Raw genomic sequence first — 26,133 nt, forward strand, 5'->3', positions numbered from 1 at the left:
GGCGCCCCTACGCTAGACGGTGGGAGCGAGGCTTGCCCGCGAAATGAGCGAAGCGAATGCGTCAAGAAGCCTGCAACCGCCGCGTCTCTGCCATGCGACTACGGCTGTAAAGCACGATGATCGCCAGTATCGCCACTGCCTGGGCACTCAGTGAATAGGCATCAGCGTGGATCCCCAGCCAGTCGAAGTCAAAGAACGGTACCGGCCGGGTGCCGAAGACTCCGGCTTCCTGCAAGGCTTTGACGCCATGTCCGGCAAACACCACCGACAGCGCGCACAGCAGACCGGCGTTGATCCCGAAGAACAGCGCCAGCGGCAGTTTCGCCGAGCCACGCAGAATCACCCAGGCCAGACCGACCAACAGCACCAGCGCCGTCGCACCGCCCGCCAGCACCGCATTGTGACCGGCCGCGCCGGCTTGCAGCCAGAGGGTTTCATAGAACAGGATCACTTCGAAAAGCTCGCGGTACACCGAGAAGAACGCCAGGATCGCAAAGCCGAAACGTCCACCGCCGCCGACCAGGCTGCTCTTGATGTAATCCTGCCAGGCAGCTGCGTGACGACGATCGTGCATCCATACACCCAGCCAAAGCACCATGACGCTGGCGAATAACGCCGTCGCACCTTCGAGCAATTCACGCTGGGCACCGCTGACATCGATCAGGTAAGCCGCCACCGCCCAGGTCGCCAGACCGGCCACCAGCGCCAAACCCCAACCGATGTTAACGCTGCGCACCGCCGACTGCTGGCCGGTATTACGCAGGAACGCCAGGACCGCAGCCAACACCAGAATCGCTTCCAGACCTTCACGCAGCAGGATCAGCAAGCCGGAGATATAGCTCAGGGACCAGCTCAGACCATCGCTGCCCAACAGACTGGCCGACTCCTTCAACCTGGCTTTTGCGATGTCCAGACGCTGCTCGACCTGAGCCATTGGCAAACCGTCCTGCAACGACTGACGGTAGGTCATCAGGGATTTTTCAGTGTCTTTGCGCACCTTGGCGTCGACGTTGTCCAGGGAGCTCTCGACCAGCTCGAAGCCTTCCAGATACGCCGCAACCGAGAGATCGTAAGCCTGTTCACGATCGCCAGCACGGTAGGCCGCGAGGCTCTTGTCCAGCGTCGCCGCGGTGTAGCCTAGCAACTGCGCCGGGCCGCGCTTGACCTGCGGCGGCTGAGCGCGCTGGGCACGGAAAGTCACCGCGGCCTCAGGGCCTTCGGCGGCCAGCACTTCACCCGGAGTCTGGCGGGCCAGATCGGCGAGGTTGAAGTTCTTCTGGCTTTTCGCCGCAGCCGGGGCGGCGCTGAAGCTGGCGATGTATGTCGCCAGATCCCAACGCTGGCGATCATCCAGTTGATCGGCGAAAGACGGCATGTCCGTACCCTCGATACCCAATCCGAGGGTGTTGTAGATCGCGTAAAGGCTCAAGCGATCCATCCACGCAGCATCGCGCAGGTTAGCCGGCGGTGGCGTCAGACCGACGCCTGCCGGACCGTCGCCAACGCCTGTGTCGCCGTGGCACACCGAGCAATGCTGGGCATACAGCGGTGCACCACGAGTCGGGTCCGGTGTGATGATCGGTGCCTGGCTGACCTCGTAGGCCACTGCCAGTCTGGCCCCCAACTGCCGTGCTTGACGGCTGACAGCGGCACCGTCCTGGCGAGCCGTGACGGCGGCGCGCAGGCTACCGACCCCCTGCTCCAACTCGGCCTGTTCCGGTTTGCCCGGCAAGGCAACGATCAGCCCTTGCAGAACACTCAGAAACTCAAGTTGTTCGCGATACTCGGGCTCATCAATGACCTTTCCCGCCTCAACCGTGGACGGGTAATCCGCTCCAATGTAGTCGAGCAAATGCAGCGCCTTTGGAGCGCCTTCCACGGTATCGGCCAGTAGATTGAAGCTGCATAACGCAAACACCGGCAGCACCAGCCAGGCCAGGAAACGGGACGGGGCAGTCATTAATGAATCTCAATTGAAAATACGAAGTAACATATTGTTCACTTCGAATGAGTTTCACTCAAGCGCTGTCATGCACTCATGCCTGAGGCCAAAAAGCCGAAAAATCCTCCTGAACCCTTGCCATACAGGGTGTAGCGCCATTTTTGCAGCGAGCACAAATAATCTGACTACCCCAAGTATCCCGTCGGCCAGCACTGCGAAAGTCCAGAAATATCGGAAGCCCTGATAGTGGCACCTGGCCAAAAAATGAAATTAAAAAGCCATTACATTGCCATCTTCGAAGTCTATAATGCCGTAGCCCGGTTATTCCTAAAGGGTATTCAAGCTCCTCTTCTAATGAGGAATTGGCAGGATAGTCTCTCTCCCTACCGATTGGTTCATCCAGCCCGACCAGCACGCTCGGCTGATTACGTTCAGGGAAGAAGTATTCCAAATGGCATCCCGCGCCCTCACTTCGCTCGCGCTCAGCGCAGTCACTTTGCTTGCCGGTTGTACGGCATTGCGCAGCTACGACACCGAGCTTCAGGAAACCAACCAGCAGTTGAGCACCGGTAACGTCGATGCCGCACTGACCTTGCTGGAAAAGAACAACCGCAGCGAAGACAAAGACCTGCTCTATTACTTCGAGAAAGGTGAACTGTTGCGTGCCAAAGGCGATTTGGCCGGTAGCCAGACCGCATGGAAAAGCGCCGATCAGGTGGTAGGGGCCTGGGAAGATTCGGTCAAGCTCGATACCGGCAAGTACCTGTCCCAGTTCGGCAGCTTTCTGGTCAACGACAAGGTCCGTCGCTACGAAGGCTATGACTACGAAAAAGTCATGCTGACCACCCAGATGGCGCTGAATCTGCTGGCCGTCAACGACTTCGACGGCGCCCGCACCGAAATAAAGAAGACCCACGAACGTGAAGCGGTCATCGCCGAACTGCGCGACAAGGAATACCTCAAGCGCGAAGACGAAGCCGGGAAGCAGGGGGTCAAGACCGAGTACAAAGACCTCAAAGGGTATCCGGTGGAAAGCCTCGATGCACCAGAGGTAGTCAATCTGAAGAACAGCTACCAGAGTGCTTTCAGCCATTACCTGGCCGGTTTCATCTACGAAGCCCTGGGTGAAAAAGACCTCGCCGCTCCGGGCTATCGTAAAGCCGCAGAATTGCGCCCCAATACCCCGCTACTTGAACAAGCGTTGCTGAACCTCGACAAACCGGCCGGCAAGACCGAAGAAAGCGACATCCTGATCGTCGTGCAAAGCGGCCTGGCGCCCGCCCGCGACTCCATCCGCATCCCGCTGCCATTACCGATCAGTGGCAATCTGGTCATCACTCCCCTGTCGTTCCCGGTGATCAAGCCGGACACCTCGACCGCGACCTTCGCCCAGATCGGCGTGGACGGCCAGCAACAGAACCTGACACCACTCAACAGCACCACCGCCATGTCCCGTCGCGCCCTGCGTGACGATATGCCGGGGATCATTCTGCGCACCACTGTGCGTGCCGTTACCCGCGGCGTTGCACAAAAGCAGTTGAACGACGTCAACCCGCTGGCCGGCCTGGCCTTGGGTATCACTTCGACAGTGATGGAAGGTGCCGATACCCGTACCTGGCGCACCCTCCCTGACGCTACCCAGGTCACGCGCCTGCGCCTCAAGAAAGGCGAGCATCTGGTGAGTCTGCCCAACGCCCTTGGCGGCTCTCAGGTGATGGTCAAAGTCGATCAACGCTATCAAGTCATCACCCTGCGTGTCGTAGGTCATCAGGTGTTCACCAGTGGCATCGCTGCCCATGTAACACCTGCTGCCAATCCGCAGGCCGTGGCCAGCCTCAAACAACCTTAAGCAGAGAGTCTTTCATGCGCTTCAAAATCATTGCTGTCGTCGCACTGGCCCTGCTGGCCGGTTGCGCCACCCCACCGCCGGAACCCGGCAGCGCGGCGAGCAAAGTCGTGACCATGGGCAAGCTGAACAACATCGTGGTCGGCGCCATGCGTGTCGCTCGCGAAAATGGCTTTCTGACCGTCAACGTTCAGCTGAGCAACACCAGCTTCAACAACAAGACCATGTACTACCGTTTCGCCTGGCTGGGACCAGAAGGCTTCCCGATCGGTGAAGAAGAAACCTGGAAAAGCCTGACCCTTTACGGCACGCAAACCAGCTTTCTGCCGGCCATTGCCCCTGTGGCGAAAGCTGTGGATTTCCGTCTGGAAATCAAAACGCCTTAAGTCATCCACCCGTTTCGTTCAGCTTTAGAGAGCATTCCCATGTTTGCACGCTTTTCGTTCCTCGCCGTTATCGCCCTTCTGGCCAGCGGTTGCGCCAACAATAATTCTCCGGTTCTGGGCGGAAAAAACATCGCTTACGGCGACAGCAAGGCTGTAGAGCTGGTAACCAACGAGTTCGGTTCCACCGACTTGCAGATGATCGCCGAAACCATGACCCGCTCCCTGGCCCAGTCCGGGATCCTGCAGGGGCGTCCGGTGGTACAGGTTTACGACGTGAAGAACAAAACCAGCGAGTACATCGATACCCGTGAAATCACCACCAGCATCAAGACTCAGCTGATGAAGTCCGGCACCGCCCGCTTCGCCAGCGACAACACCGCCATGCAGAGCCAGGTTGACCAGCTCAAGCTGCAAAACCAGAGTGGCCTGTACAAAAAAGGCACCGTGGCCAAGACCGGCAACATGATCGCCGCCAAATACCGTCTTGAAGGTTCGATCAGCTCGATCGTCAAGCGCAGCAGCGATTACAAGGACGTCTTCTACAAATTCAGCCTGCAATTGATCGACGTCGAAAGCGGTCTGGCCGAGTGGATGGACGAGAAAGAGATTCGCAAAACCACGGAGCGTTAAGCAATGCGTGCATGGATTGGCATCATCGGCCTGGCCTGCGCCTTTGGCGTTCAGGCGGCCCCGAAAATCGCGGTCACCGACCTCGCCTATCAGGAGCGGGTGGAGCAATACATCCACGTCGTTTCGGCGCAGAACAACTACCAGGCAGGCGTCTACCACGCCAGCGGTTCGTCGAGTTACAACGAGATCGAAGCCAGCAGCAGTTATATCGAGCAGGGTGAGCTGCGCAAATTCACCGGCGATATCAAGGGCGAGATTCTCAAGTCCGGGATGTTCCAGTTGGTGCAAGGTACGCCGCACACCGCCAAGTCCAGGGAAGACGTCTACGACGTGATCAAACGGATCAAGGCCGGTAACTACAAGGGCGCCGACTACGTGTTGTTCGGCACCTTGTCGGATATTGACTTCACCCGTGATATTACCTCGCTGGCCAACACCGACAGCTATTCGGCGATTCTCGGCCTGAGCCTTGTCGCCGATTTCAGCCTGATCAACACCCGGACCTTCGAAATCACCTCGGCGTTTACCGCCATGGGCGATGGGCAAGACACCAAACTGGTGAACAGCCAGGACGTCAAAGTCTCGCTGAACCGACCTCGAGTGGTTCGCGATGTGTCCAGGTCGCTGGGTGAAGATGTGGCCCGCCAGTTGAGCGAACAACTGGGTGGCCCCCGTTACGGGCAGCCAGGGCAAGCTCCATTGCAAAACAACCTGCCGCGGGATACGGCGCCAGTCATTCTGCGCTAAGCCCCAAACGAAAAAGGCGACCTCAAGAGGTCGCCTTTTTTGTGAGCTGAGTTTTTAAGTCGCGGCGCGGCGAATGGTCGCCAACAACCCGGCTGCGCCGATGAACAAACCGGCAAACGTGCGATTCATGCGACGCTGCTGCTTGGGTGTCCGCAGCAGGCGCAGCACCTTTGAAGCAAGACCGGTATAACCCGCCATCACGATCAAATCGACAATGATCATGGTCACGCCCAGGATCATGTACTGCGCCACCAGCGGCGCGTGCGGGTCGATGAACTGTGGCAACACCGCGAGCATGAATACCAGCGCCTTGGGATTGCTGACATTCACCAGAAAGCCACGGAATACCAGGGCCAGCGGTTTGCCGATCGGCCGAATCGCCGCATCGTCACTCATGTTGCTCGGCAGCGCCCGCCATTGCTTGACCGCCAGATAGACCAGATAGGCCACACCAAACCATTTGATCGCATAGAAGGCCGTGGCCGAGGCCGCGAGAATTGCACCGACACCGGCGGCAACAATCGCAATCTGCATCGCCAGCCCCAATTGCAGGCCCAGAGCGTTCCAGTATCCGCGCCAGAAACCGTACTGCAAACCGCAGGACATCGACGCAATGGCGCCAGCGCCAGGAGAAAGACTGATCACCCAGCAGGCGGCAAAAAACGCCAGCCATGTTTCAAGCACCATCGCACACCTCACTCAGACTCGTTATAGGTGTCTAAGCTAATGCGCCTTCTGGCGAATGACTATCGATTTTTTGCAGGACAGATGGCCGGCGCAGCGCCTTGCGGCAGCCTTGGGCAGCGGCTAGAGGTTGCTCGGCTACTTTTCGCCTGAGTTCGACGGCAACACATCACTGCCACGCCAGCGGCGCACGGAGCGCTGGAAGAACAGACTGTTGGGGACTTGCACCATCGCGCTGCCATTGCCGGCTTCAGCCGACTCGATCAACGTGGTGTAAAGCAGATTGATCGCCACCACCCGGCCCTTGACGCCTGGCTTGTCGGTGGTGTCCACCAGTTCGACCACATCACCCAAGCGAAACGGCCCAACGGTGAAAATCAGAATCGCGCAGAGCAGGTTGGAAAGTACGCTCCACATGGCGAAGAACGCCACCGCAGCCACCGCGACAAACCCCGACAAGGCAGTCCAGAGCACCGTCGCCGAGACGCCAAGGCGCTCCAGCACAAGGATCAGCGCGCTGCCCATGATCAGCCAGCGCAAACCTCCACGCAGCGGCATCAGCAACTGCGGCGGGAATGGGTAGCGCTCGCCCAGACGAGTCAGGCATTTGGCCACAAAACGCTGGGCCAGATAACCGGCCAGCAGGATCAGCAGAATTTGCCCGCCAAGCCACAGCGGCTCGACCCAGACCGCAGACAACGGGAGCTGGAACGCTCCCATCAGGACAGCGCCTCCAGCTCCGCCTGCATGCTCTCAAGCAGCTCCAGGGCTTGCATCCAGTTATCCTCCAGCTCGGCTTCACGCACCTTCAGCCTGGCTTGCTCAGCCAATAGATCGCGCAGCTCATCCTTGCGCGAGGCCTCATAGACCGCGCTATCACCGAGGCTGGTTTCGATCCTGGCGAGTTTTTCGTGGAGCTTGCCCAACTCAGCTTCAAGCTTATCGGCTTCACGCTTATGCGGCGCCAGTTGCTGACGCAACGCGGCAGCGGCCTGGCGCTGGGCTTTCTTGTCGGTTTTGTCGGCATTGACCGGCGTGTTGTTGACCGGCGCATTGCGCAGACGGTAGTCAATCAGCCAGCGAGCGTAGTCTTCCAGATCGCCGTCAAACTCCTGAACCTTGCCATCGGCAACCAGCAGGAACTCATCGGTGGTGCTTTTCAGCAAATGCCGATCGTGGGAAACCACCAGTACCGCACCACTGAATTCCTGCAAAGCCATGGTCAGCGCCAGACGCATTTCCAGGTCGAGGTGGTTGGTCGGTTCGTCGAGCAATAACAGGTTAGGTCGACCCCAGGCGATCAACGCCAGCGCCAGACGGGCCTTCTCGCCCCCGGAGAAATTCAGCACCGGCTCATCGATGCGCGCACCGCGGAAGTCGAAACCGCCGAGGAAGTCACGCAAGGTCTGTTCGCGCTCGGTTGGCGCCAGACGCTGCAAATGCAACAGCGGGCTGGCCTTGGCATCGAGCGAGTCCAACTGATGCTGAGCGAAGTAGCCCACCACCAGGTTCTCACCGCGCACCAGGCGACCAGCCAAAGGCTCCAGCTCACCGGAAAGGTTCTTGATCAGCGTCGACTTACCCGCGCCGTTCGGACCGAGCAGGCCGATACGAGCTCCCGGAGTGAGTTGCAGTTTGACCTTATCCAGCACGGTCTTTTCGCCGTAACCCAAGCGGGCGTCAGAGAGATCAAGCAACGGACTGGAGATTTTTACCGACTCGCGGAAAACGAAATCGAATGGAGAATCAACGTGGGCCGCGGACAACTCTTCCATGCGCTCCAGGGCCTTGATCCGGCTCTGGGCCTGACGGGCCTTGGTGGCCTGGGCCTTGAATCGCGCGATGTAGCTTTCCATGTGCGCACGTTGCGCCTGCTGCTTCTCGTAGGCCTGCTGTTGCTGAGCCAGACGTTCGGCGCGGGCGCGTTCGAAAGCACTGTAACCACCACGATAGAGGGTGATCTTGCGTTGATCGACGTGGGCCACATGGTCGACCACGGCATCGAGGAAGTCGCGGTCGTGGGAGATCAGCAGCAAAGTGCCGGGGTAACTTTTGAGCCAGTCTTCCAGCCACAGAATGGCGTCGAGGTCCAAGTGGTTGGTCGGTTCGTCGAGCAGCAGCAGGTCCGACGGACACATCAGTGCCTGCGCCAGGTTCAGGCGCATTCGCCAGCCACCGGAGAAATCGCCAACCTGACGATCCATCTGCTCGTTGGTGAACCCTAGACCCGCGAGCAGCTTTCGCGCCCGGGCGTCTGCGGTGTAACCGTCGGCGCTGTCCAGTTCGGCATGCAGGCGCGCCTGAGCGGCACCGTCATGGGCCGCTTCGGCATCCGCCAGCTCACGCTGCACCTGTCGCAAGCGCAGGTCGCCATCGAGCACGTAGTCGACCGCCACCCGTTCAAGGGTATCGACCTCCTGGCGCATGTGGGCGATACGCCAGTCCGCCGGCAGGAAGCAGTCGCCCGAATCAGGGGTCAATTCACCCTGAAGCAAAGCGAACAAGCTGGATTTACCGGCACCGTTGGCACCGATCAGGCCGGCTTTGTGGCCGGCGTGCAGGGTCAGCTCGGCGTCTTCTAGCAGACGTTGCGGACCACGCTGTAATGTTAGGCTTTGAAGTCGAATCATAATGGCGGCGGAGTCTACCAGCTTCGCTCGCAACTGGCGCGAGTAGGAATATGTCCTCTGACCTGTGGAGCTCCACCCTCACGACCTACGCCAGGCCCGGCGTCGAAAGCGCGTGCCTGGAACTGCAAGCGGCGGGCGCCAATGTCTGCCTGCTGCTGTGCGCGGTCTGGCTGGGCCAGCGAAACGTGGCGTGCAATGCACAACGCCTGCAGCAGCTGCATCAACTGGCCGGACCGTGGCATGGCGATGTTGTGCAACCACTCAGGCAACTGCGTATGCAATGGCGCTCAATGGCCCTTCAGGATGTGCAACTGAATATTCTGCGCGAGCGCGTCAAAGCGCTGGAGCTCGAAGCGGAACGGCAACTGTTGTTGCGTCTGGAGACAACGGCGCGAGATTGGCCAGAAGATGAAGCAAAGGATTTAACAGCCTGGCTGGAAGGACTGGCGCCGCAAGCCGCCAACCTGAACCGCGACGCGCTAAATAAACTGCGCGTCGCGGTAACCGGCGCTTAGGACGCGCTGGTTGAGGTGGTGACGCTCGCTGAGGCTGCTGGTGCTGCAGCAGGAGAGGCTGCTGGAGTGCTCGCAGTCGGTGATGGCGACGTGACTGGAGCTTGCATCGCTGGCTTGGCCACAGCTGGAGCCGTTGCCGGTTTAGCGGCGGCGACCGGCTTTTTCACGGCTGGTTTTGCAGCCGGCTTGGCGGCAGGCTTGGCTGTGGCTTTCGGTGCCGCTGGCTTGGCGGCAGGCTTGGCAGCAGCCGGTTTTGCGGCTGCCGAAGCGGCAGGTTTGGCTGCCGGTTTAGCTGCAGCTTTGGCAGGCGCTTTAGCCGCGACTGCTTTTGCAGCAGCAGGCTTGGCGGCAGGTTTGGCAGCAGCGGTTTTAGCAGCAGCCGGTCTGGTTGCAGGTTTGGCAGCCGCAGGCTTCGCGGCAGCCGTTCTGGCCGCCGGTTTTGCAGCAGTCGCTTTCGCGGCAGCAGGTTTAGCTGCAGCCGTTTTTGCAGCTGCTGGCTTGGCAGCGGCAGGTTTCGCAGCAGTCGATTTAGCGGCTGGTTTGGCAGCGGCTTTGGCAGGTGCCTTGGCCGGCGCTTTAGCTGCAACCGGTTTGGCCGCTGGCTGCTTCGCCGGGGCAGCGGCAGGCTTGGCGGAGCGCAGGGTCAACGCTTTGCTGACAGCGTCTTTCACGCGACCAACACCCTGGGCCAGCTTCAGGCTTTCCTGGGCATCGCGCTTGAGTTGAAGAATGTAGGTGCGGGTTTCGGATTGACGATCCTTGAGCGCATCAAGCAAATCTTCAAGCTCCGTCACTGCGTCCTTGGCTTTGGCTTGCGCCTTGGCCTTTCCGGCCGTCGCAGCGTCCTGCAATTTGGTACGAGATTTGTGCAGTTTTTCCTGCGCTTTTCCGCGCTGCTTTTCCAGTTTGGCGAGCAGTTTTTCAGCATCAGCCAAGGCTTGGGAACAAGCGTTTTCCAAATGTTCGAGCAGACTGCCCGAGAGCTGTTGAAGTAAGTGCAACGGAGTATTTACAGGCTTCTTATTGGCCGACATGGTTTACCTCCTGGCTGACGTGACTGCGGCTCATACTAGACCTCTGCTGCTACCGCCGCTAGGGCATGTTGACAGTATCGAATGCTCTACGTTGCAGCGAATTGAAAATGTTCTTCACACCCTTGAAAGTTGCTCAGTCATCAGCGCGTTCACGCTGGCATAATCCATCGCATCCCAGGCCGGAGAGCGCCCATGTCGCGTTATCTTTTTTTATCGTTATGCGTGTTTTTTTCTTTGGCTCAGGCTGCTGAAAAAATCAAAGAAAATGACTCCCACGATCTCGCTTACAGTCTCGGTGCCAGCCTCGGCGAACGCCTGCGTCAAGAGGTTCCCGATCTTGACATTCAAGCGTTGGTGGATGGCCTGCAACAGGCCTATCAAGGCAAGCCGTTAGCCCTCAAAGAGGAGCGAATCGAACAGATCCTTACGGAGCACGAAGCTCAAGTCACAGAGAAATCGGCGCTACCGCAAAGCGAAATTGCCCTCCAGGAGGAGCATCGGTTTCTTTCAGCTGAAAAAGCCAAGCCCGGTGTTCGCGAGTTGGCGGATGGAGTTCTGCTGACCGAGTTGATGCCTGGCAACGGTCCAAAGGCAGGACCAAACGGCAAGGTCCAGGTTCGCTATATCGGTCGCCTGCCCGACGGCACAGTGTTCGATCAGAACAATCAGCCGCAGTGGTTTCGCCTTGATAGCGTGATCAACGGATGGCGCAGCGCATTGCAACAGATGCCTACCGGCGCGAAGTGGCGATTGGTCATTCCATCAGCCCAGGCATACGGTGCCGACGGAGCGGGCGACCTGATTGCGCCCTTTACACCACTCGTCTTCGAAATCGAGTTGCTCGGCGCCACTGACTGAGCAGCAGCACAAACGAAAAACGGCGCGCATAGCGCACCGTTTTGGAGATCTTTTTTGCTGAAGCGAAACTCAGGCCTGAGCCGGAGCCTCTTCTTTGTGAGCCGTGTGCAGCACTTCGATCAGGCAGTCTTCCAGTTCGAAGCGTTCATGCAACAGACCGCCCAACTCTTGGAATTTTTCCGCAACGCATTTTCCCGCGTCACAGAGATCATTGAACGCCAACAATTTTTCGGTGATCACATCGATACGGGGATAAATCGTCTCGGCCAACTCCAGCCCACGTTTGTCACCAAACGCTTTGGCTTCGCCGGTCAGCTGTTCGTAGATCTCGAAATGCCCGGCCGAAACGTAATCGACCAGAACTCCGCAGAACTCCTGCAACGGCTTTCGGTTCTCGCCCAGCGCTTCTGGCTTGGCGCCGAGAGCATCGTAGGCCCGAACCAGTTCGTGACGCTCCTGCAACCAGCGATCGATCAGCAGATGCACTCCACCCCAGCGTTCCTGAGCATTCTGACAACTTTCGAGCATGGTGATCTCTCTTCCCTTATGGGTCGTACCGCCCTACACCCGCCGCAAGACTTGAAAGATCAAGATTCGGCCAAGCAGAGCGCCACTGAACAACATAATTCCAATAACACTTGCGGGCCAGATTATGCCCGCACGACATCGGCTTCAAGGTACGCAGGAGATAAAGTTCATACAAGCGTTTAATCTCGAACACATCGCACCAGGACGATCATTACCTGGCCGCTGTCCGGCAGGTAAAACGCAAGAGGTGCAGCAGCTGAACAACGCCCAGAATCGTCATCCCGACGAAGAACAGCAGGCTCCATTCGGGGATGCTCATATCGAACAGCGTCCATGTGATTTGTGTGCAGTCTGCCGTTCCCTGAAAGACCCGCTTCAAGACATACCACCAAGACATATTTCCAAGCATGTACTCAAGGCCGGGAGAACACTCCAGCCACCGTACCGGGGGGGCATCTTGCAGCAATACATGGCGCCATGCGGTGACCAGCCCGCCCAGACAACTGAAGATGCTCAACAACCAGTACACACAACAACCCGACCGTTTTGGCCCATGCACGGCTGCGATCAGGCAAATACCCGCGAACACCATCAGAAAAAACCGCTGCACCATACTCAACGAGCAAAGTTGGAGCCCGACCGCATATTCCAGATACAACGAAGCGCTCAAGGCCAGAGCACCTGCAATGAAAGCCATGAAGAACAAGGATCGTGAAGAGGCCAAAAGCATGGCTTATCCGTAACAGAAGAGACAGGCAGTTACGGTAGAGGAAAGCGCTCAACCCTTTCAAGACAGGTCGTAGCGGACACTTCCTCAAGACTGTAAGGAATTCCCGGCAGAAAAGAGAGGATTGGGTGTAGCTCCATGTAAGACGCTGCCATCACGGACATTCATGCGCAGAAATTCCAGCGTCTCTGAACGGCTGGCCCCCTTGGCGCCAGAGCCAGCCGTGCGTAGTGCGTCTTACACCTGAGCCGGAACTGGCAGAGGTGAGGCCAGTAAGCGCTTGTCCAAAAGACCCAGGCCCTCTTGAAAGAGCTGATTGCTGCGCTCGGTGTCACCCAATTGAGCCAGCAAGCGTGCAAGCTCGGCACAGGCCTCTGGATTACGCTGTACTCGCAAACTGCTCTCCAGATAATCACGCGCCTTACCCCACAGACTGCTCTGCAGGCAAAGGCGACCAAGGGTCAGCAGCAGACTTGAATCCGCCGGGTGATCTTTCAACCAACCCTCGGCGAATTGCAATTGCCGCGCAGGATCGCGGCCACGAAGCAGCCCATAGAGCCGGGCCAGATGGCTGTCGTATTTGCGCTTGAGCGCACCACGCAGAATCTCTTCGGCCTCAAATTCTGCACCCAGTTGGCGCAGCTGTTCGGCGTACGCCAGCACCAGTTGCGGCTCCTGGCGCTGAGCGGAAGACAGTTGTTCCCAGGCCCGATTGAGCGATTGCAAACCAACCGCGCCATCTTCTTCCCGCCGAGCTGCCAAAGTGAGATTTTCACCCCAGGCTCTGCGCTCCAGTTCGGCCAATTCGCCAGGGGGCAGAACCTTGTCTTTGCGTAGTTCCGGCAACAGACGGATCAGCGCCGACCAATCGCCCCGCTGCTGATGCAGGCGCTGCAACTGGCGCAGGACCTGAATGCTGCGCGGATGGCGCTCATGCATGGCTTGCAGTGTGACGAGCGCGCCTTGCGTATCATTGCGGTCGGTCTGCAGCTGTGCGTGGCTCAAGGCAATCGCCAACTCGGCCTGAGGCTGGCGCTCAAGGGCCCGCTCCAGCAGGCTGTCGCTTTCGTCATAAAGACCCTGCTCGTTCGCCGCTCGCGCAGCGCCGAGGTAGTACAGTAATGGCTGACGCTCGGCTTCGGCGGCACGATGCAAGTGCCGCTGAGCGCTGGCCCAGCGCCCTTCAGCGAGGTCCATCTGGCCATGCTCGATCGCCAGTTGCACACGGCGACTACGGTTGCGGCGCGACCATGGATTGACCACGCCACCGGACGTTGTCACCAACCCGACCAGCATGTTTATCCCCCAGACCACCAGCCAGATGACTGCCAGCAGCGCCAGGGTCGCCCACAGGCTCGACTCATAGCGAAAACTCTTGTAGGCAATCAGGACATAGCCTGCGTGCTCGGCGATCGCCAGCCCCAGCAACGCCGCAGCGGCGATGACCACGAACACAATCACATAGAGACGCTTCATGGGCTGGTCTCCTGCACAGTATTCGCGGCAGGCTTGGCGGAAGTCTTCAGCGACTCTTCGGCACTCAGACTCCGACGCTCGAGGTAGGCCTGGACCGTGCCTAAAGTCGTCGTCAGATCAGGGGTGGTCACCGTAACCGGCTGCTTGCTCAACTCGGCGACGCGCTCAAGCATCACTTTGCTTTGCGGGTTGTCCTGGCTGAAGCTGCTCTTGAGAACATCCCGGGCCTCAGCCAATGCCTGGGTATATACCGGTGCCTGCCCATTCAGCGCAGCCCATTGCGCCTGCTCGAGAGCCAGGCTGAGGGCCAGACGTACCTGGGTCAGGCTCTGCCCCGCGAGCAGCGGCCGAATGCTCTTGTCGGCATTGAAGTCGATACGGATATAACGCGAGATTTCATCCCACCACTGCGTCCAGCGACTGGCGCCGTCGCCATCAGAAGTCAGGCCCGACAGCGAATCGCCGCGGTTCTGATACTCAGGCGCCAATGCGCTGAGTTCGACCACCTGATCACGCAAGGCTCCCAGTTGCAGAAACAACCCGGTACGGTCCGGCTGTTCAGTACTGCGCAGCGCCGCAAGGCTTTTTGCCAACTGCTCACGGGCGGCGAAGGATGCGGGGTCATTCTGTTCGCGCAGGATCTCGTCGGCGCCTTGCACCAACGCCTGGGCGCTGCTGATATCTTGCAACGCCGACAGGCGAAGGCTGGCCAGACGCAGCAGGTGCTCGGCTTCGGCCAGGCGCCAGTCCTTGCGGCTGGCGCCTAACACGGTTTCCAGTCGCTGACTCAAGCGCTGCTGATCGCCTTGCAACTGAGCCACCAAGCGTCGCCGACTTTCCAGCTCCTCGGCAGCAGGCAATTGCTCCAACTGCGCCGTCAGACGCTGTTCGCTGAGTTTGAGGGTTTGAGCCTGATCGCCGAGCGCCTGCAACTGCCCAAGCTGCTGCTGGTTATTGGCTTGCAGGTTGCGAACCTGCCAAATCCCCCAACCGCCAGCGGCAACGCCCGCAGCCCCCAACAACAAGGCCAGTATCACCAACCCATTGCCTCGGCGTTGCGGGGCAATGGTCGCAGCTTCAGTCGGCGCGTCGAGCGCAGGCTGGATATCATCTTTAGGCAAGGTTGTTTCGCTCACGTATCCATCCTTTGCGTTAGAGAACGGGTACGGGGTGCTCCCGTAACGCCGTTAGCAATGCCGCGGCACTGGCACCACGACAATCCACAACTTTTCTGGCCCCGGCAGCTCGCGCCATCTCAGCGACCCGAGGGCTTGGAACAAACAACGGCAACCGCGCCAACTCGGGCCAGGCTGTGCCTGCCAATTGGTGCAGGTGCACAAAACCCTGCCCACTGCTGACCACCAGGCCGTTCAGGCGTTCCGAGGCAATCCGCGCAGGCAACGCTGCGGGGGCATACTGCGGCAGGCAGCGACGATAAAGCTCCAGATAATCGACACTAACACCTTGCTCGCGTAAACGCTCAGCCAGCAGCTCACGCCCGCCCTCGCCCCTGAGGATCAACACCCGCGCGTCAGGCCGCGAGATAGCCTCGCGCAACTGTGGCAGTTCAAGCAATGCTTCGCTGTCATCTCCCGCCTGGGGATTGCTCACATCAAGACCGTAATCGGTCAGAATTTGCGCGGTGGCCGCGCCCACGCTGAACCAGCGCTGGATCGGTGGCTGCGGCCAATACTGGTCGACCAGATCCACCCCCAACCGGGCAGCAGGTTTACTGACGACAATCACCGCACAGTAGAGATCCAGGTCGAGAATCCTGGCGCGCTGTGTGCCAGAGACCGGCAGCGCCTCGATTTCCAGCAACGGCAAGCTGCTGCTGAAAACACCGGCTTCAGTCAGGATTGCCGCCAGCGCTGCTGACTCATCCGTCGGCCGGGTCAGCAGCAGACGCCAACCCTTCACTCTTCGCCAGCCTCGCCGTAGACCGCTTGCAGAATGGCATCGGCCCCCTGGGCCAGGAGGTCTTCAGCCACTTGCACGCCCAGTGCCTGCGCCGCGCTTTGCGGGCCTCGGGCCTCGGCGCTCAGCAGCAGACCACCGCTCGGGTCGCCGACCAGGCCGCGCAACCAGATCTGCTCGCCTTCAAGCACCGCGTAGCAGGCGATCGGCACTTGGCAGCCGCCATTCAGGTGCTTGTTAAGAGCACGCTCAGCCGTGACCCGAATGGCCGTGTCCTGGTGATGCAGAGGCGCGAGCAGGGCATGTATTTCGGTATCGGCGCTGCGGCATTCAATACCGACTGCACCCTGACCGCCCGCCGGCAGGCTGTCGTCGACACTGATCGAGGATCTGATGCGATCTTCAAAGCCCAGGCGAATCAAACCGGCGGCCGCCAGAATGATTGCGTCGTACTCACCGGCATCCAGCTTGGCCAGACGCGTGTTGACGTTGCCGCGCAGGAATCGGATTTTCAGGTCAGGTCGGCGGGCCAGCAACTGAGCCTGGCGACGCAGGCTTGAGGTACCAACCACACTACCGTTGGGCAAGTCATCAAGACTGGCGTAGGTATTGGAGACAAATGCATCGCGCGGGTCTTCGCGCTCGCAGATGCAATACAGACCGAGGCCTTCAGGGAAGTCCATCGGCACGTCTTTCATCGAGTGCACGGCGATGTCGGCTTCATGCCCGAGCAGGGCGGTTTCCAGCTCTTTGACGAACAGGCCCTTGCCGCCAATTTTCGACAGCGGTGAGTCGAGCAGCTTGTCGCCGCGACTGACCATGGGCACCAACGTCACGAGCAAGCCAGGATGAGCCTCTTCCAGACGAGCTTTGACGTATTCGGCCTGCCACAAGGCCAGAGCACTTTTGCGGGTAGCGATGCGGATTTCGCGAGAGGACATGGATCAATCCGTACTGAATAGATACGGCAGATAATAACAGCTCAGCCAAATCAGCTTTGACTTGAATCAGAGTCTGCGCGACCTCCCTGGCCTTGTATACCCGGAGATAGGGTGTGAAATCCGTGCGCAAGCGCCGGGCTAAAGCTGTTGCATCATTTTGCGCACGCCGGCTACATGTCGTCGGCTGACGATCAGGGCATCGCCGTTGAGGCCTTTGAGATACAGCTGAAAATGTCCAAGAGGTGTGCGCTGCAGGCGTTCGATTCGCTCGCGGGCCACCAGCGCGTTGCGGTGGATGCGCACGAAACGCTCGCCAAACTCGTCTTCGAGGGCTTTCAGCGGTTCATCCAACAGAACTTCGCCACCTTCATGGCGCAAGGTCACATACTTGTGATCGGCAATGAAATAGACAACCTGATTCAGCGGGATCAGCTCGATGCCTTTTCGGGTTCGTGCGCTGATGTGGCTGCGCGGACCATTACCACTTTCTGCAGCCGGACGGGTCAGGGCTGCAAGCTGGATGCGGTTGGGTCGCTCAGCCTTTTTCAGCGCTTCGAGCAGAAGCTCGGCGCGTACTGGCTTGACCAGATACCTCACCTCACTGACCTGAAAAGCCTCTAGGGCAAACTCGTCATGGGCAGTGCAAAACACCACCGCAGGTGGCGTCTCACGCTCGCACAGCCTGGCGGCCACTTGCAAGCCGTCGAGGCCAGGCATCCGGATGTCCAGCAACACGACATCCGGCTTAAGACTGTCAATCAGGGCCAGAGCCTCTTCGCCATTGGTGGCGCTCGGCTCCAGGACACTGTAACCCTCGAGCTCGCTGACCATACGGCTCAGTCTCTCTCGGGCTAGGGGTTCGTCATCAACGATCAGGACATTCATATTGCGCTGGATTCCTGCGTGAGTCTCGCACAAGGATAGCGTAGACAGGTGACGTGACATCCGTCACGGCGATCCACGCTAAGACTAGCGCGAGGGCCAAAAAGTGCCTCGGGTCGGGCACCTATATTTACCAGTGTCCGCTGATTACCGCTCCAAGCCCGTTCTGGCGCGGCATCGTCGTAGGAATTGCTGATACACAATACGAACACTTCCTCTTTATAGCTGGCTTCTACTCTGACCGCATCGTCCCCGGTTCGCGGTGCGACTCCTCGGATCAGAGCGGATCAGAGCCTTTTCCAGGAACGGTTGCAAGGTCAGTTGCGCGACAGGCAAATCATCTGCTGCGCCTACCCTCTAGTCCAACTGTAGACGCTCGCCAAGACGACATTGCCCAATCGACAAATATCGTTTTGTCAGCGCAAGCCCGTCACGCCAAAACATCAGCCTTCCAGGCTCGCCAGATTTGCCCGGAACAGCCCGCAAGGGTCGGTATCGCGTTCCCGCTCAGATACGGATTGACCACCAAGGTGGCAATCCGCCACAAACCAAGTCTCTGCGCACGCGGGCTCAACGGCAAGGTGCCAGGAGTCTCCTGGAGAAATAAAAAACGTACCGACCAGTGTCAACGACAGGATTGGCAACCCTGTTATTATCCGCAGCAACTTTTCACGCCATTTTCCTTCAGCAAATCACGAGCGAATTCATGAGCACTGACAAGACCAATCAGTCCTGGGGCGGCCGCTTCAGTGAGCCCGTCGACGCCTTTGTCGCCCGCTTCACCGCCTCCGTCACATTCGACCAGCGCCTCTATCGCCACGACATCATGGGCTCGATTGCACACGCCACGATGCTGGCCAAAGTCGGCGTCCTGACCGACGCCGAGCGCGACAGCATCATCGACGGTCTGAAGACCATCCAGAGCGAAATCGAAGCTGGCACGTTCGACTGGCGCATCGACCTGGAAGATGTGCACATGAACATCGAAGCCCGCCTGACTGACCGCATCGGTGTCACCGGCAAGAAATTGCACACCGGTCGTAGCCGTAACGATCAGGTGGCGACCGATATCCGTCTGTGGCTACGTGATGAGATCGACCTGATCCTGGCGGAAATTACCCGCCTGCAAAAAGGCCTGCTGGAACAGGCCGAGCGCGAAGCCGGCACCATCATGCCCGGCTTCACCCACCTGCAAACCGCACAACCCGTGACCTTCGGGCATCACCTGCTGGCCTGGTTCGAAATGCTCAGCCGCGATTACGAGCGTCTGGTGGACTGCCGCAAACGCACCAACCGCATGCCGTTGGGCAGCGCCGCACTGGCCGGCACCACCTACCCGATCGATCGCGAACTGACCTGCAAGCTGCTGGGCTTCGACGCCGTCGGCGGCAACTCGCTGGACAACGTTTCCGATCGCGACTTCGCTATCGAATTCTGCGCTGCCGCCAGCCTGGCGATGATGCACCTGTCGCGCTTCTCTGAAGAGCTGGTGCTGTGGACCAGCGCACAATTCCAGTTCATCGATTTGCCTGATCGTTTCTGCACCGGCAGTTCGATCATGCCGCAAAAGAAAAACCCTGATGTTCCTGAACTGGTTCGCGGCAAGAGCGGTCGAGTGTTCGGCGCGCTGATGGGCCTGCTGACCTTGATGAAAGGCCAGCCTCTGGCTTACAACAAGGACAACCAGGAAGACAAGGAGCCGCTGTTCGACGCCGCCGATACGCTGCGTGATTCGTTGCGGGCCTTTGCCGACATGATTCCCGCGATCAAGCCCAAACACGCCATCATGCGTGAAGCGGCATTGCGTGGCTTCTCTACCGCCACTGACCTTGCCGACTACCTGGTGCGTCGTGGCCTGCCCTTCCGTGACTGCCACGAAATCGTTGGCCATGCCGTTAAATACGGCGTGGACACCGGCAAGGATCTGGCGGAGATGAGCCTGGAAGAACTGCGCAAGTTCAGCGACCAGATCGAGCAAGACGTGTTTGCAGTGTTGACCCTGGAAGGCTCGGTCAATGCACGCGACCATATCGGCGGTACCGCGCCGGCGCAGGTGAAGGCAGCCGTGGTTCGCGGCCAGGCGCTTCTGGCCAGCCGTTAAGCAATCAAAAGCATCGCGAGCAGGCTCGCTCCCACAGGTTCAGCGTGATCCTTGTGGGAGCGAGCCTGCTCGCGATGACTGACTTCAGATCACTACAAGACTTACTTCTTGGCGCTGATCATCGCCAAAAACCCTGGCATCGCCGCTTCCTTGTCTGCCGCGATGCGCTTGGCATGCGGTGTCTGCTGCAATTGTTCAAGCAATGCCTTGGCCGCTGGCAGCTCGGCCAGCAGATCCAGATCGAAGAGCTTATGGCCAACCGCACAGGCTATGCTGACGCTGTACAGAAAGTACAAATCCGCCACGCTCAGTGTTTCGCCCGCCACATACGGCGCAAACTTGCCGTGACGTCCCAGCGATGCAATCCCCAACAACAGCTCGGCCTTGGCTTTTTCCTTGATCGCTTCCGGCACTGACATGCCGAAGAAGGCCTCAGGGAAACAGGCGCGAGCCGGCAGCTCGATGTACAGCTCGATTTCCTTGGCCAGCGCCAGAACCTGGGCCCGCTCGAACGGTCTTTTGGGTAGAAGCGCCGGCCCCGTTTGCGTGTCTTCGAGGTACTGAAGAATCACGCTGGTCTCGTTGATGAAACCTTGCTCGACACCCAGCACCGGAATCTTGCCGCGCGGACTGATGGCCAGCGCCTCAGGGCTTTGACCGGCGTAAAACGCTACTTCCTCAAAGGGCAGGCCCTTCTCCAGCAACGCGTGTTTGACCATGTTGTAGTAGTTGCTGACGGAAAATCCATAAAGTTTGAGCATTACATGGCCTCCAGGCCGTGCAGGGGGTTGGCAGCGACTGTTATAGAACGTCGGGAGCACTCTCGCCAGCAGCATCGCACGGCTGAATGCAGGTAAACTGGCGACCTTTCCTTGAGGAGCCTGCCATGAGCGAGCCAGCCGATATCGACAACGACAACGACGAAGAAGAGTTCGCCGAAACCACCCTGATCGAAGCGATCGAAAACCAGATCGAAAGCGACAACCCGCCAGCGGCCAAGGCAACGTTCAACAAACTGACCCTGGTCGGTTACGAGCGTGAAGAAATCTTGAACCTGATGGCCCATGTGCTGGCCGTTGAAATCGACGCACTCCTCGAAGAAGACCGCGCGTTCAATACCGAATGGTATGAAGCCGCCCTGCGCGCACTGCCAGAGCTGCCGCCAGAGAAGAAATAACCCCTGTTCCAACTGTGAGGTGCCAATCAACCCGGCATTCCTCCAGACCCTGACTACACTGTTTACCACCCCGCTGTCGCACGACCCACGGGGTGATGCTGTCCCGGGCAAAAAAAGCCCTCAGTCAACACTGGACAGGCTGCATGAGTGCGGTCACCTTAGAGGCGCTACTGTCTAATTCCTAGAAAGTCTGGAGTCCTTATGTCGTATACCCCTGAGTTGGTTGCCGAACTGGAAATCCTTGCACTCTTTAACCTGGGGAGCTCCCAGGAAGGCCTGAAAATTCATCAGACCGCTGCCCCGAAAGCCATCGCTGCCGCACAACGCCTGTTCGACAAAGAGCTGATCACTCAACCCGATGGCGGTTATCTGACCAGCCTGGGCCGGGATGCTGCCGAGCATGCCCAAGGGCTGCTGACGATTCTGGCCGTTCAAGAAGCCGCATAAACACCCGCGTATTGCCCACGGGATCCCCTCAAACGGATTCCGCGGGCGCACTTTCGCCACCCAATAAAATCTGACGCCAAAAATAAAATTCAGCTTAAAGGTCGAAGTCTTGAGCCTGTAAACTGCTAGCCGCCCTGAGACCTCCCACATTCGAGCTCCGCGAGCCGGTTTGAGTTTGACATGACCCGCACCCATGAAATCCGCCCCGATCTGGACGAGGGAATCGATCGCAAGGTTCTCAGCCAGCTGCGCGCGCGGTTTCTGAAACTCAACGAGGGCCGCATGGCCCGCGCGATGGAGGGATTGTCGCCACGCCAGCAAGTGGTTTTGACTCTGTTGCCACTGTTCTTTCACGTCAACCATCCGCTGTTGCCGGGCTATGTTTCGGGCAGCACGCCGGCCGGGCTGTCGAATTTCGAGCCTGACGCCACAGTACTTGCCGAAGCGCAACGCCTGACCCGCTCCTTTTCGTATAAGCCCCGCCACGGTAATCCGTCGCGGCCGATTCACGGTTTGTTCCTGATGGGCAGCCTCGGCACCCTCGCTCAGGCCGATCAGAGCGACATGGACGTGTGGGTCTGTCACGCCTCGGACTTGAGTGAAAGCGAACTCACTGAGCTGCGTAAAAAGTGCCAGTTTCTGGAAGTCTGGGCCGCCAGTCAGGGTGCCGAGGCGCATTTCTTTCTGATCGACCCGCAACGCTTCGTCTGCGGCGAACGCGACACCCAATTGAGCTCCGACAACTGCGGAACCACGCAGCATTATTTGCTGCTGGACGAGTTCTATCGCACGGCCATCTGGCTCGCCGGACGCACGCCGATCTGGTGGCTGGTGCCGGTGTACGAAGAGTCCGGTTATGATCAGTACACTCATACGCTACTGTCCAAACGCTTTATCCGCGCCGACGAAACCCTCGATCTCGGCCACCTGGCACACATTCCGCCCGGCGAGTTCATCGGGGCCGGGCTCTGGCAGTTGTTCAAAGGTATCGAGTCACCCTACAAATCAGTGCTCAAACTGCTGCTGACCGAGGTCTACGCCAGCGAACACCCGAACGTCGAATGCCTGAGCCTGCGCTTCAAGCAAGCAGTGTTCGCCAACCGCCTTGATCTGGATGAGCTCGACCCGTACATCGTGGTCTACCGGCGCATCGAGGAGTACCTCACGACCCGAGGCGAGCCAGAACGGTTGGAGCTGGTTCGGCGCGCCTTGTACCTCAAGGTCAATCGCAAGCTGACCGGCAACAGCGGCCAGCGCAGCAAAAGCTGGCAGCGTCTGCTGCTGGAGCGGCTGGCTCAAGAGTGGGGCTGGGATCACCGGCAATTGGCGATGCTCGACAGCCGTAGTCAATGGAAGGTCCGTCACGTCAGTTCCGAGCGCCGCGCACTGGTCAACGAGCTGAACTACAGCTACCGCTTCCTGACCCAGTTCGCCCGCACCGAACAAACCGTCAGCCTGATCAACAAACGCGACCTCAACGTACTGGGTCGCAGGCTGTACGCGGCCTTCGAACGCAAGGCCGACAAGATCGAGTTCATCAATCCCGGCATCGCGCCGGACCTGGCCGAAGACACACTGACCCTCGTCCAGTCAGCGAACAAGAAAGAATCCGGGCAGACCCACTGGGGCTTGTACAACGGCAACCTGGGCAATCTGGAGTGGGAGAATTTCGCGCCGATCAAGCGCAGCCGCGAACTGCTGGAACTCCTGACCTGGTGCCACCGCAACGGCGTGATCGACAGCAGCACTCGCCTGGCCTTACACCCCGGCAGCAGCGACCTGAGCGAGTTCGAGCTGTTCAACCTGCTGGGCAGCCTGCAACAGACCATCGCCCGGCCCCTGACCAGCGTCAGCGAAGAACAGCTGCTGCGCGCCAGCGTGCCGAGCGAGGCGCTGATTCTGGTGAACGTTGGCGTCGACCCACTCAAGCACCACCGCGACCTGAACATCCTGATGACCACCGAGCGCACAGACTCGCTGAGCTACGCCGGGGTACGCGAGAACCTGGTGCTGACCCTCGATCAGGTCACGCTCAACAGCTGGAACGAAGTGCTGGTCAGTCGCTACGACGGCGCCCACGCCCTGCTCGACTGCCTGCGCGATTACCTCAACAACCTGCCGAGCGGCCCGGAGCAACCTCGACTGCGAGTGCGCTGCTTCTGCCATAACCGTGCGCAGTTCATCGCCCAACGTGTCGAAGAAGTCCTCGATACCGCGCAGAACCTGCTGCTCAGCAAGCTCAATCATCGCTACCTGATTCAGGTCCAGCAGCATTACCACGTGTTGGAACTGGTTCCCGGTCAGGTCAACCATGTCGCGCTGGCGAGCCTGCCGGCGCTGCTCAATTACCTGAGCGAAGACCTGACCCGTTACAGCCCGCTGCAACTGGACCCAATGGCGCTGGAGGATCACGATCTGGCGTTGATCCTGCCGATGGGCCAGCCCGACTGCATTCAGGTGTTCTACCGCATCAACGATGCCTGTGCCGAGTTGTACGTGCTCGATGAGTTCAATGCCCTGTGGCAACAGCGCCAGCCATATCACGACGAACAAAGCCTGCTGGTGCCACTGCAACGTTTCCTGCAATCGATCCTGTATCGCCGTGACGCGCTGCTGCCGATGGATGCCGCTCAACCGATGACGGTGCTGGGAACCCTGTACTACCAACTGCTGCCGTCGGGCACCAACCGTGCACGCCGGGTCGAACCACGGCCGGCGCCGCAGACACCGGTGAACAAGCCGTTCTACGACGTCCAGGCGATTGTCGGCAAAGCCGTACCCGGGCAAGGTCAGGTCACCCTGTATTGCAATCAGCGAGAGTTTTGCGAATTGGAGCACGGCGACCGGCTATTTGCCGTGGTCGCACAGGAGATCGTCGGGCAGCGTCGCGAGGCGCAACAGTATCGCTGCTACATCACCGACCTGGACCTGTCCGGCCTGCTCGGTGATGGTCAGAGCTCAAGCAATCTTTACCTGCGCTACAAGGCAGACCTGGAGCGCGCATTGAACAAGGCGCTCGAACAGGTCTGAGGTGTTGTCAGAATGAGCAGTCACCGCCATTCTTTGGCTGCGACTCAACCTCAAGCAGTGTGAGCTTCAGAGTCTTGCCGCCTGGTGCCGGCCAATCGATGTGCTGGCCAACCTTCAAACCGAGCAATGCGCTGCCTACCGGCGCAAGAATGGAAATCCTGCCTTCGTCGGCATTGGCGTCCTGTGGATAAACCAGGGTCAGGTGATAGTCCTTGCCGCTGCTTTCTTCACGGCAATGCACACGCGAGTTCATGGTCACGACATCGGCTGGCACTTCATCGTGACCGACCAGCGTATCGGCGCGATCCAGTTCGGTTTGCAGCGCGATAACACCTGGCAGCGAGTCATCCAGGCTGTCGATCAAACGCTCCAGACGTTGCACGTCCAGGCGGGTAAGGATGATGGAAGGTGCGGTCATGATTGAGGCAGGCTCCTTTTTTCTGCACGACAAAAGCAAAACCCCGCCAGAAATAGGCGGGGTTTTCACGGGCCTCGATGAGTTGAGGCGTATCTGGACACTATCACAGCTCAAAAAATATACAAGCCAATGCCGGACAGCCCGCACGATCCCTGTAGGAGCTGCCGCAGGCTGCGATCTTTTCGGCGCGACGCGACTGGAGCAGATGTCTGAACAGGCAAGATCAAAAGATCGCAGCCTGCGGCAGCTCCTACGGGTGGCTTGCGGTCTTGCGTAGCTGGGCCTGGGCGCAAATCACCCGTCGCCGCTCGTCATCGGCCGAGCGCCATTCGCGGATATCTTCGACGTGGCGGAAACAGCCCAGGCAGACTTTCTGCTCGTCCAGTCGACAGACGCTGGTGCATGGCGACGGCACAGCCGCGCTGACATTGCTGTACAGCGGTTTGGGCGCACGGGTGGGAGCTGCCTCGCTCACAAGATCACAGCCCTTCGAAATCGAGTTCGACGTCGGCCTGCTGCTTGACGATGCGCTCAAGCATCTCACCGAGCTGCTCTTCGCTCTTGTCACACATCCAGCGCTCGCTTTCTTCGTCGTAGTCGAAATGGAAGCCGCCGGACACTGCCGCCAGCCACAGCTGACGCAGCGGTTCCTGACGACTGAAGATCAACTGGCTACCGCCTTCGAACTTGACGGTGAGTACACCGGCCGAGCTTTCCAGATCAACATCCAGGCCACTCTCGTCGAAAATATCCTCCAGCGTCTGCTGGGTGGCATCGACCAGATCGTGGAAACGGGCTTCAGTCAAACTCATCGCAGGAACCTCAAAAAGTGTCTACTCACGCTCAAGCGCCGCAAGATACGGCCGAGCCCCAGCGATTGCAAAGGATACTGACCAAGCACCGGTATCCACGCGCCTCGCACTGCTTGACCACCTGCCACAGGCAAAGGCCCGCCGGACGGGTGGTCCGTCGCATAGGCAAGCTGCCGGGTGGCCGGTATACTCCGGCGCAATTAACGCATTTTCAAGGATTTCGCCATGAAGCGCCTGATCTCTTCCCTTGCTGCGCTCGTCGCGGTTGCCTGCCTTGTGGCTGCCTGTGGTCAAAAAGGTCCGCTGTATCTTCCCGATGACAGCAAATCTCCTGAAGACCAGGCAAAGTCGTCGCAGTCAAAAGCGCACCAGCACAGCACCGGTACCAGCACCTACTAAGGGAAC

The 26,133-nt window shown here is 59.2% G+C and carries 27 protein-coding genes and 1 pseudogene; 11 read left to right on the forward strand and 17 right to left on the reverse strand.

Annotation, left to right across the window (positions count from 1 at the left end; genetic code table 11):
- Window positions 1–61: 61 nt before the first annotated feature.
- Window positions 62–1,960, reverse strand: coding sequence for an FTR1 family protein (locus AC07VR_RS02790; RefSeq protein ID WP_495010411.1), 1,899 nt, complete (start codon window positions 1,958–1,960; stop codon window positions 62–64).
- Between the two features lie 433 nt (window positions 1,961–2,393).
- On the opposite strand from AC07VR_RS02790, the gene AC07VR_RS02795 reads away from it, so the two are divergent.
- From AC07VR_RS02795 to AC07VR_RS02810, 4 genes are read left to right on the forward strand one after another with little or no spacing between them, the layout of a single operon-like run.
- The gene (locus AC07VR_RS02795; RefSeq protein WP_495010412.1) at window positions 2,394–3,791 is read left to right on the forward strand and encodes a COG3014 family protein; all 1,398 of its coding nucleotides are present in this window, start codon (window positions 2,394–2,396) and stop codon (window positions 3,789–3,791) included.
- A gap of 14 nt (window positions 3,792–3,805) precedes the next feature.
- The gene (locus tag AC07VR_RS02800) at window positions 3,806–4,174 is read left to right on the forward strand and encodes a YcfL family putative periplasmic lipoprotein (RefSeq protein WP_494990839.1); all 369 of its coding nucleotides are present in this window, start codon (window positions 3,806–3,808) and stop codon (window positions 4,172–4,174) included.
- 39 nt (window positions 4,175–4,213) lie between these two features.
- Window positions 4,214–4,804, forward strand: a complete 591-nt coding sequence (gene lpoB, locus AC07VR_RS02805; RefSeq protein ID WP_494990840.1) for a penicillin-binding protein activator LpoB — start codon at window positions 4,214–4,216, stop codon at window positions 4,802–4,804.
- A gap of 3 nt (window positions 4,805–4,807) precedes the next feature.
- Window positions 4,808–5,551, forward strand: coding sequence for a penicillin-binding protein activator LpoB (locus AC07VR_RS02810; RefSeq protein WP_494990841.1), 744 nt, complete (start codon window positions 4,808–4,810; stop codon window positions 5,549–5,551).
- A gap of 54 nt (window positions 5,552–5,605) precedes the next feature.
- Here the strand turns inward: AC07VR_RS02810 and AC07VR_RS02815 are convergent, their stop codons facing one another.
- The 3 genes from AC07VR_RS02815 to AC07VR_RS02825 all read right to left on the reverse strand — a co-directional run bounded on the left by AC07VR_RS02815 (window position 5,606) and on the right by AC07VR_RS02825 (window position 8,865).
- Window positions 5,606–6,238, reverse strand: a complete 633-nt coding sequence (locus AC07VR_RS02815) for a LysE family transporter (RefSeq protein ID WP_495010413.1) — start codon at window positions 6,236–6,238, stop codon at window positions 5,606–5,608.
- A 135-nt stretch (window positions 6,239–6,373) separates the two neighbouring features.
- Complete coding sequence (locus AC07VR_RS02820; protein WP_494990843.1) at window positions 6,374–6,955, reverse strand: mechanosensitive ion channel domain-containing protein; 582 nt, start codon at window positions 6,953–6,955, stop codon at window positions 6,374–6,376.
- Window positions 6,955–8,865, reverse strand: a complete 1,911-nt coding sequence (locus tag AC07VR_RS02825; protein ID WP_495010414.1) for an ATP-binding cassette domain-containing protein — start codon at window positions 8,863–8,865, stop codon at window positions 6,955–6,957. Before AC07VR_RS02825 ends, AC07VR_RS02820 begins: the two co-directional genes overlap by 1 nt.
- 50 nt (window positions 8,866–8,915) lie before the next feature.
- On the opposite strand from AC07VR_RS02825, the gene AC07VR_RS02830 reads away from it, so the two are divergent.
- A complete protein-coding gene (locus tag AC07VR_RS02830) occupies window positions 8,916–9,380 on the forward strand; it encodes a TIGR02444 family protein (protein WP_494990845.1) in 465 nt (154 codons plus the stop codon).
- Here the strand turns inward: AC07VR_RS02830 and AC07VR_RS02835 are convergent.
- On the reverse strand, window positions 9,377–10,414 hold the full coding sequence (locus tag AC07VR_RS02835; protein WP_495010415.1) for an AlgP family protein: 1,038 nt from the start codon (window positions 10,412–10,414) through the stop codon (window positions 9,377–9,379). The two genes, AC07VR_RS02830 and AC07VR_RS02835, sit on opposite strands and share 4 nt — an antisense overlap.
- Window positions 10,415–10,606: 192 nt before the next feature.
- On the opposite strand from AC07VR_RS02835, the gene AC07VR_RS02840 reads away from it, so the two are divergent.
- Window positions 10,607–11,272, forward strand: coding sequence for an FKBP-type peptidyl-prolyl cis-trans isomerase (locus tag AC07VR_RS02840; protein ID WP_494991179.1), 666 nt, complete (start codon window positions 10,607–10,609; stop codon window positions 11,270–11,272).
- 69 nt (window positions 11,273–11,341) lie between these two features.
- Here AC07VR_RS02840 and rsd read toward each other — a convergent pair whose 3' ends face one another.
- The 8 genes and pseudogenes from rsd to AC07VR_RS02880 all read right to left on the reverse strand — a co-directional run.
- Window positions 11,342–11,800, reverse strand: coding sequence for a sigma D regulator (gene rsd / locus AC07VR_RS02845; protein ID WP_494990847.1), 459 nt, complete (start codon window positions 11,798–11,800; stop codon window positions 11,342–11,344).
- Window positions 11,801–12,011: 211 nt separating this feature from the next.
- Complete coding sequence (locus tag AC07VR_RS02850; RefSeq protein ID WP_494990848.1) at window positions 12,012–12,530, reverse strand: disulfide bond formation protein B; 519 nt, start codon at window positions 12,528–12,530, stop codon at window positions 12,012–12,014.
- Window positions 12,531–12,764: 234 nt separating this feature from the next.
- Window positions 12,765–14,003, reverse strand: coding sequence for a heme biosynthesis protein HemY (locus AC07VR_RS02855; RefSeq protein ID WP_494990849.1), 1,239 nt, complete (start codon window positions 14,001–14,003; stop codon window positions 12,765–12,767).
- On the reverse strand, window positions 14,000–15,139 hold the full coding sequence (locus AC07VR_RS02860; RefSeq protein ID WP_494990850.1) for a uroporphyrinogen-III C-methyltransferase: 1,140 nt from the start codon (window positions 15,137–15,139) through the stop codon (window positions 14,000–14,002). The genes AC07VR_RS02855 and AC07VR_RS02860 overlap by 4 nt, the downstream gene beginning before the upstream one ends.
- 16 nt (window positions 15,140–15,155) lie before the next feature.
- The gene (locus AC07VR_RS02865; RefSeq protein ID WP_494990851.1) at window positions 15,156–15,923 is read right to left on the reverse strand and encodes a uroporphyrinogen-III synthase; all 768 of its coding nucleotides are present in this window, start codon (window positions 15,921–15,923) and stop codon (window positions 15,156–15,158) included.
- Window positions 15,920–16,861 (reverse strand): hydroxymethylbilane synthase, encoded by a 942-nt coding sequence (gene hemC, locus AC07VR_RS02870; RefSeq protein ID WP_494990852.1) that lies wholly within the window; start codon window positions 16,859–16,861, stop codon window positions 15,920–15,922. The genes AC07VR_RS02865 and hemC overlap by 4 nt, the downstream gene beginning before the upstream one ends.
- 138 nt (window positions 16,862–16,999) lie before the next feature.
- A complete protein-coding gene (locus tag AC07VR_RS02875) occupies window positions 17,000–17,746 on the reverse strand; it encodes a LytR/AlgR family response regulator transcription factor (protein WP_494990853.1) in 747 nt (248 codons plus the stop codon).
- A pseudogene (locus AC07VR_RS02880) lies at window positions 17,743–18,234 on the reverse strand (sensor histidine kinase); the annotation flags it as partial. The pseudogene AC07VR_RS02880 and the gene AC07VR_RS02875, both read right to left, overlap by 4 nt.
- 215 nt (window positions 18,235–18,449) lie before the next feature.
- Here AC07VR_RS02880 and argH point away from each other — a divergent pair.
- Entirely contained in the window at window positions 18,450–19,844 is a 1,395-nt protein-coding gene (gene argH, locus AC07VR_RS02885) for an argininosuccinate lyase (RefSeq protein WP_495010416.1), read from the forward strand.
- A gap of 101 nt (window positions 19,845–19,945) precedes the next feature.
- Here the strand turns inward: argH and AC07VR_RS02890 are convergent, their stop codons facing one another.
- Window positions 19,946–20,605 (reverse strand): glutathione S-transferase family protein, encoded by a 660-nt coding sequence (locus AC07VR_RS02890; RefSeq protein WP_494990855.1) that lies wholly within the window; start codon window positions 20,603–20,605, stop codon window positions 19,946–19,948.
- A 125-nt stretch (window positions 20,606–20,730) separates the two neighbouring features.
- Here AC07VR_RS02890 and AC07VR_RS02895 point away from each other — a divergent pair, with 125 nt between their 5' ends.
- The 3 genes from AC07VR_RS02895 (at window position 20,731) to AC07VR_RS02905 (ending at window position 24,498) form a co-directional block, all read left to right on the forward strand.
- Complete coding sequence (locus tag AC07VR_RS02895; protein ID WP_494990856.1) at window positions 20,731–21,021, forward strand: hypothetical protein; 291 nt, start codon at window positions 20,731–20,733, stop codon at window positions 21,019–21,021.
- Window positions 21,022–21,222: 201 nt separating this feature from the next.
- A complete protein-coding gene (locus AC07VR_RS02900) occupies window positions 21,223–21,468 on the forward strand; it encodes a TIGR02647 family protein (protein ID WP_494990857.1) in 246 nt (81 codons plus the stop codon).
- Window positions 21,469–21,648: 180 nt separating this feature from the next.
- Window positions 21,649–24,498, forward strand: coding sequence for a class I adenylate cyclase (locus AC07VR_RS02905; RefSeq protein ID WP_495010417.1), 2,850 nt, complete (start codon window positions 21,649–21,651; stop codon window positions 24,496–24,498).
- A 7-nt stretch (window positions 24,499–24,505) separates the two neighbouring features.
- Here the strand turns inward: AC07VR_RS02905 and rnk are convergent, their stop codons facing one another.
- The 3 genes from rnk to cyaY all read right to left on the reverse strand — a co-directional run bounded on the left by rnk (window position 24,506) and on the right by cyaY (window position 25,728).
- Window positions 24,506–24,916 (reverse strand): nucleoside diphosphate kinase regulator, encoded by a 411-nt coding sequence (gene rnk / locus AC07VR_RS02910; RefSeq protein WP_123426208.1) that lies wholly within the window; start codon window positions 24,914–24,916, stop codon window positions 24,506–24,508.
- Window positions 24,917–25,166: 250 nt separating this feature from the next.
- A complete protein-coding gene (locus AC07VR_RS02915) occupies window positions 25,167–25,391 on the reverse strand; it encodes a DUF1289 domain-containing protein (protein ID WP_494990859.1) in 225 nt (74 codons plus the stop codon).
- A 4-nt stretch (window positions 25,392–25,395) separates the two neighbouring features.
- The gene (cyaY, locus tag AC07VR_RS02920; RefSeq protein ID WP_145014178.1) at window positions 25,396–25,728 is read right to left on the reverse strand and encodes an iron donor protein CyaY; all 333 of its coding nucleotides are present in this window, start codon (window positions 25,726–25,728) and stop codon (window positions 25,396–25,398) included.
- Between the two features lie 225 nt (window positions 25,729–25,953).
- Between cyaY and lptM the strand changes: the two genes are divergently transcribed.
- Window positions 25,954–26,127, forward strand: coding sequence for an LPS translocon maturation chaperone LptM (gene lptM / locus AC07VR_RS02925; RefSeq protein ID WP_494990860.1), 174 nt, complete (start codon window positions 25,954–25,956; stop codon window positions 26,125–26,127).
- Window positions 26,128–26,133 lie beyond the last annotated feature (6 nt).

Source organism: Pseudomonas sp. GW821-FHT02H09 (assembly GCF_059421425.1).

What these genes read in the sequence shown, in the direction of transcription:
- AC07VR_RS02790 (WP_495010411.1), bottom strand. Translation starts at nt 1,960, where the DNA reads ATGACTGCCCCGTCCCGTTTCCTGGCCTGGCTGGTGCTGCCGGTGTTT.
- AC07VR_RS02855 (WP_494990849.1), bottom strand. Translation starts at nt 14,003, where the DNA reads ATGAAGCGTCTCTATGTGATTGTGTTCGTGGTCATCGCCGCTGCGGCG.
- AC07VR_RS02835 (WP_495010415.1), bottom strand. Translation starts at nt 10,414, where the DNA reads ATGTCGGCCAATAAGAAGCCTGTAAATACTCCGTTGCACTTACTTCAA.
- cyaY (WP_145014178.1), bottom strand. Translation starts at nt 25,728, where the DNA reads ATGAGTTTGACTGAAGCCCGTTTCCACGATCTGGTCGATGCCACCCAG.
- AC07VR_RS02850 (WP_494990848.1), bottom strand. Translation starts at nt 12,530, where the DNA reads ATGCTTTTGGCCTCTTCACGATCCTTGTTCTTCATGGCTTTCATTGCA.
- AC07VR_RS02820 (WP_494990843.1), bottom strand. Translation starts at nt 6,955, where the DNA reads ATGGGAGCGTTCCAGCTCCCGTTGTCTGCGGTCTGGGTCGAGCCGCTG.
- AC07VR_RS02890 (WP_494990855.1), bottom strand. Translation starts at nt 20,605, where the DNA reads ATGCTCAAACTTTATGGATTTTCCGTCAGCAACTACTACAACATGGTC.
- AC07VR_RS02875 (WP_494990853.1), bottom strand. Translation starts at nt 17,746, where the DNA reads ATGAATGTCCTGATCGTTGATGACGAACCCCTAGCCCGAGAGAGACTG.
- lptM (WP_494990860.1), top strand. Translation starts at nt 25,954, where the DNA reads ATGAAGCGCCTGATCTCTTCCCTTGCTGCGCTCGTCGCGGTTGCCTGC.
- AC07VR_RS02840 (WP_494991179.1), top strand. Translation starts at nt 10,607, where the DNA reads ATGTCGCGTTATCTTTTTTTATCGTTATGCGTGTTTTTTTCTTTGGCT.
- AC07VR_RS02900 (WP_494990857.1), top strand. Translation starts at nt 21,223, where the DNA reads ATGTCGTATACCCCTGAGTTGGTTGCCGAACTGGAAATCCTTGCACTC.
- argH (WP_495010416.1), top strand. Translation starts at nt 18,450, where the DNA reads ATGAGCACTGACAAGACCAATCAGTCCTGGGGCGGCCGCTTCAGTGAG.
- rnk (WP_123426208.1), bottom strand. Translation starts at nt 24,916, where the DNA reads ATGACCGCACCTTCCATCATCCTTACCCGCCTGGACGTGCAACGTCTG.
- AC07VR_RS02815 (WP_495010413.1), bottom strand. Translation starts at nt 6,238, where the DNA reads ATGGTGCTTGAAACATGGCTGGCGTTTTTTGCCGCCTGCTGGGTGATC.
- AC07VR_RS02830 (WP_494990845.1), top strand. Translation starts at nt 8,916, where the DNA reads ATGTCCTCTGACCTGTGGAGCTCCACCCTCACGACCTACGCCAGGCCC.
- AC07VR_RS02905 (WP_495010417.1), top strand. Translation starts at nt 21,649, where the DNA reads ATGACCCGCACCCATGAAATCCGCCCCGATCTGGACGAGGGAATCGAT.
- lpoB (WP_494990840.1), top strand. Translation starts at nt 4,214, where the DNA reads ATGTTTGCACGCTTTTCGTTCCTCGCCGTTATCGCCCTTCTGGCCAGC.
- AC07VR_RS02810 (WP_494990841.1), top strand. Translation starts at nt 4,808, where the DNA reads ATGCGTGCATGGATTGGCATCATCGGCCTGGCCTGCGCCTTTGGCGTT.
- hemC (WP_494990852.1), bottom strand. Translation starts at nt 16,861, where the DNA reads ATGTCCTCTCGCGAAATCCGCATCGCTACCCGCAAAAGTGCTCTGGCC.
- AC07VR_RS02800 (WP_494990839.1), top strand. Translation starts at nt 3,806, where the DNA reads ATGCGCTTCAAAATCATTGCTGTCGTCGCACTGGCCCTGCTGGCCGGT.
- AC07VR_RS02895 (WP_494990856.1), top strand. Translation starts at nt 20,731, where the DNA reads ATGAGCGAGCCAGCCGATATCGACAACGACAACGACGAAGAAGAGTTC.
- AC07VR_RS02795 (WP_495010412.1), top strand. Translation starts at nt 2,394, where the DNA reads ATGGCATCCCGCGCCCTCACTTCGCTCGCGCTCAGCGCAGTCACTTTG.
- AC07VR_RS02825 (WP_495010414.1), bottom strand. Translation starts at nt 8,865, where the DNA reads ATGATTCGACTTCAAAGCCTAACATTACAGCGTGGTCCGCAACGTCTG.
- rsd (WP_494990847.1), bottom strand. Translation starts at nt 11,800, where the DNA reads ATGCTCGAAAGTTGTCAGAATGCTCAGGAACGCTGGGGTGGAGTGCAT.